The sequence below is a fragment of the Kitasatospora sp. NPDC001225 genome (assembly GCF_053597855.1).
Genome location: NZ_JBSFJC010000286.1, coordinates 1 through 3,800, shown reverse-complemented (window position 1 = coordinate 3,800; position 3,800 = coordinate 1). Strand labels below are relative to the sequence as shown.

The following is a 3,800-nucleotide window of genomic DNA, read 5'->3' as shown; positions in this document are numbered from 1 at the left end:
GAGGACGGGAGCCGTGACCGCCGGAGCCGGCACCGGAGGCGCGCCCGCACCGCACAGGCGGGCCCGGGATCAGGCGAAGGTGTTGGTGGACCAGATGGCGTTGCCGATGCCTTCGCCGCCGTCGGCCTTGTAGACGACGAGGTTGCCGTCGTCCTGGAGCTTCAGGAAGGCGCCCGCCGACCAGAAGGTGCCGGAGGCCCAGAGGCTGCGGCTGCCGTCCGAGGTGTAGACGACGGCGTTGCCGTCGGGCTGGATCCGGAGGAAGGCGTTGCCGTTGCCGGCGGTGTTGCTGTGCCACAGGACCGCGTTGTCGCTGAGGCGGTAGAGGACGAGGTCACCGTCCCACTGCATGGCCAGGCGGGTGGTCTTCGCGTACACCTGCTGGCCGGCCACGAGCTGGGTGCCGGAGCGGAAGGTGGTGGCGCTCCAGACGGTGTTGGCGACCGTCTCGGCGGCGTTCTTCTTGTAGAGCGCGAAGGTGCCGTCGTCCTGGAGCTTGAGGAACGCGCCGCCCTGGCCCCAGGTGTTGGAGCCCCACAGGGCGCCGGTGCCGGCGGCCGGGTTGCCGTCGCTCTTGTAGAGGACGAAGTTGCCGTCCGTCTGCACGTACGCCCACGCCCCCTTGTTCCCGGAGGTGTTGGTGTTCCAGGTGGGCTCGGCGTCGGCGCGGCGGTAGCGGACCAGGTTGCCGTCCGCCTGCATCTCGACCACGGCGGTCTGCGACTGGAACCACTGACCGGGCTTGATCTTGGTGTCGCTGTTCAGCTTCTGGTCCAGGCGGATGGTGCCGGCGGACCACAGGACGGAGCTGCCGTCGGCCTTGACCATGGCCACGTTGCCGTCGTTCCGGAGCTTGAGGAACGCGCCGTTCTGGCCCCAGGTGCCGGAGGCCCACAGGGCGCCGGTGCCGGCGGCCGGGTTGCCGTCGCTCTTGTAGACGACGAGGTTGCCGTCCGGCTGGATGTACGCCCAGGCGCCGTTGTTGCCCGAAGTCCCGCTCGACCACAGGATCCCGTTGTCGACCTGCTTGTGGGTGACGACCAGGTCGCCGTCCGGCCGCATGGTCAGCTTCAGGTCCGCGCCGACGATCGACTGCCCGGAGGTCAGCTTGGTGTCCGACTTGACCGACACGCCGCCGGCGGCCACGGTCGAGGAGACCCATCCGCCGAGGTCGTCGACGCGGGTGGCGGTCGCGCCGGTGCGGGTCTCGGTGGCCGGGGTGTCGAGGCAGCCGCCCTGCCAGGAGCGGGAGGCGACGGCGACGAGTTCGGACTTGCCGCCCGTCTCGCGGATCGTGGGGGCGCCGGTGTCGCCCTTGCAGACCGCCGCGCCGCCGGTGCCGGTGACGCTGATGCCGGTCGCGCTCACGGTGCCGAGGGTGAAGGAGCCGGTGTGGGGCTTCAGCGGGGCCCACTCGTCCTTGGTGCGGCCGTACCCGGCCACCCGCAGGTTCTCTCCCGAGGTGGGGGCGGTCGTGGCGAACGCCGGCGGGGTGATGCCGTCCACGGCGGTGGCCAGGCGGGCCATCACCAGGTCGCGCTCCTGCCGCGGCACCAGCTCGGCCACGTCGGCGGACTTGGCGCCCACCGTGACGGTCGTCTTCCACTTCGGCGCGCCGGCCGCCAGCGTCTGCGGCTGTGCGGGGTCGTCGGAGAAGCAGGACGCGGCGGTCAGCACCCAGTAGTGGTCCACCAGCGTGCCGGTGCAGCCGCGCAGGGCGTCGCCGACGACGATCCGGGCGGTGTAGGCGTACGAGCCGTCGGCGGCGGCGTCGCCGGTCACCGCGCCGGCCGGGGTGAAGGAGGTCATCGTGCCGGCGGCCGCGGCCGCGGCCGCTACCAGCACGCCTGCTCGTCGGGAGCGGGGCGAGGAGTTGCGAGGCATGAACAGGGTTCCCAACGATAAGAGGTGAATTCGGGTAGCGATCGGTCCGACGTGGTCCGGCGGGTTTCCCGCCGGCGTCTTCGCCGACGATCGCGAAGCGCTGTCCTGGAGCGCGCAGGGCCTGCGGGGCAGGTCAGCGGTGAGGCTGACCCGGCAGTTCGGGCCCGTGGTCGCCGAGGCCGGGGACGAGTGAGCCGCCCGCGTCCGATGGAGTCCGCGATCGTGCGGCCTCTGACGGGCCGCCAGGCCGTCGCCCTGCACCCGCTCGGTGGCCTGGAGCGGCACGAGCGGCAGGCCTGCACCGGCTCGCCGGCCTGTGCGGCCGGTGGCCCACCGCCGAGCGACGGCAGCCGGCTGCCGAGGAACTCGCAGCGCAGGCCCGGCCGTTCGGCATCCTGGCGCTCGGAGTCCCGCTGTGCGGCCCCAGTGGACTTCGTGGAGTCGGCCGCCGTCTGCGGGGTGGACGCGGAGGGCGTGCGCACCGCTCGCGGGCCGCGGCGATGCGGGTCGCTCGGATGGTTCGGGTCCCGCTGGTCCCGGTCCCGCCACTCACGCGGCGGGGCCGGGGCCGGGGGATCAGGCGTGCGTCAAACCGCCTGATCGGAACCTCACTTGGAGGTGGTGAGCTCCAGCAGGGTGAACGGGCGCTGCTGCGGGTCGGTGAGCTCGCCGACCTTGTTCCAGGTGTTCGGCTTCAGGTCGTGGATCTTGGTCTCGGTGCCGTTCACCATGACCACGTGGACGGAGTAGTCGGAGGTGGAGACGGCGTAGGTCGACGGCAGCTCCAGGCTGAGCCGACCGGACGTGCCGGTGGTGGTGAAGCAGAAGCGGCCGCCGCCGACCTTGTCGGTCTCCGCCATGTTCCGGGCGTCGACCTCCAGCAGACTCGGGGCGCAGGGCACGAGGACGATGTGGCCGTCACCGCTCTTCAGCCGGATGCCACGGTCCGCGAAGATCTGGTCCGCGCCGGGGTAGGCGAAGTCCTCCACGGCCGGCGGCGGAGTGTCGTCGGCGGTCAGCGCCTTCGGAGCGGCGGCGGTGCCGCCGGGCGCGGCGGCGCTGCGGTCAGCCGCGACGGCGCCCACGACGCCGGACACCGCGACCGTGCCGGCGACCGCGCCGACGATGACCATCTTGGTGATGGAACGCATGAATAAAACCCCCTGATTAGCCGTCAATTGCTGCTGGTTCGCAGCGGACCTGCCGAGTCGGTGCACGTACCGGCGACCTGGTCGAATGGCGTTTCCGGCCACCCCCGGCCACCCCCGGCCCCGACCGGCACCATTGCTATCACGAGCGGGTCGACTTCCGGAAGATCGTTTCCCGCTTCGGAAGCATCTGGAATTCCGCCATGTTCGTATACGGCCCATATGTCCGGGGAAAAGGTTGTCGCGTGCGGGTGAGCCGTGGACCGAGCCGCTACCGGGTGGTCCAGATCGCCGCGGTCCCGAAGACGACCAAGGACACGAAGACCTGCGCCATCATGGCGGGCGGCCACGTGTTGTCCTCCGACTCGCCCCTCTCCTTCGCCTCCATCAGGCGCTGCGCGAACTTCCTGCGGTGGCCGACCATTCCCACCGGGAAGGCCACCACCGCGAACGAGTACATGGCGAGCACCGCGGCCGCGTCCATGTGCTTCGCGTAGTAGCTGCCGAGGCCGAAGACCACCATCGCGGCCGGCGCCAGCGCCATGCTGATCCGGTGCGTGCGCGTGGGCATTCCCGGTACCAGGACCGCCCAGAACACCGCGGTCGCCAGAATCGCGAGCCACCACCACGAAACGACACCAAGCCCCAACGGATACACCGCACACCCCCCTCGTTCCGGCTGTGGAGCCCGCGTCGGCACCCGGGGGCCCACCCCCACATATAAAAAAGCCCAAAAAAAAAACACCCAAAAAAAAAAAAAAACAAAAA

At 70.6% G+C, this 3,800-nt stretch carries 3 protein-coding genes; all 3 read right to left on the bottom strand.

Annotation, left to right across the window (positions count from 1 at the left end; translation table 11 throughout):
• Positions 1 to 69: 69 nt before the first annotated feature.
• A complete protein-coding gene (locus ACWDCZ_RS39265) occupies positions 70 to 1,845 on the bottom strand; it encodes a trypsin-like serine protease (RefSeq protein WP_449818463.1) in 1,776 nt (591 codons plus the stop codon).
• A gap of 647 nt (positions 1,846 to 2,492) precedes the next feature.
• A complete protein-coding gene (locus tag ACWDCZ_RS39260) occupies positions 2,493 to 3,035 on the bottom strand; it encodes a hypothetical protein (protein ID WP_449818462.1) in 543 nt (180 codons plus the stop codon).
• Positions 3,036 to 3,303: 268 nt separating this feature from the next.
• Positions 3,304 to 3,603, bottom strand: coding sequence for a hypothetical protein (locus tag ACWDCZ_RS39255; RefSeq protein WP_143204551.1), 300 nt, complete (start codon positions 3,601 to 3,603; stop codon positions 3,304 to 3,306).
• Positions 3,604 to 3,800: the final 197 nt, after the last annotated feature.

Coding starts and splice junctions, on each gene's coding strand:
- ACWDCZ_RS39260 (WP_449818462.1), bottom strand. CDS start 3,035: ATGCGTTCCATCACCAAGATGGTCATCGTCGGCGCGGTCGCCGGCACG.
- ACWDCZ_RS39255 (WP_143204551.1), bottom strand. CDS start 3,603: ATGCCCACGCGCACGCACCGGATCAGCATGGCGCTGGCGCCGGCCGCG.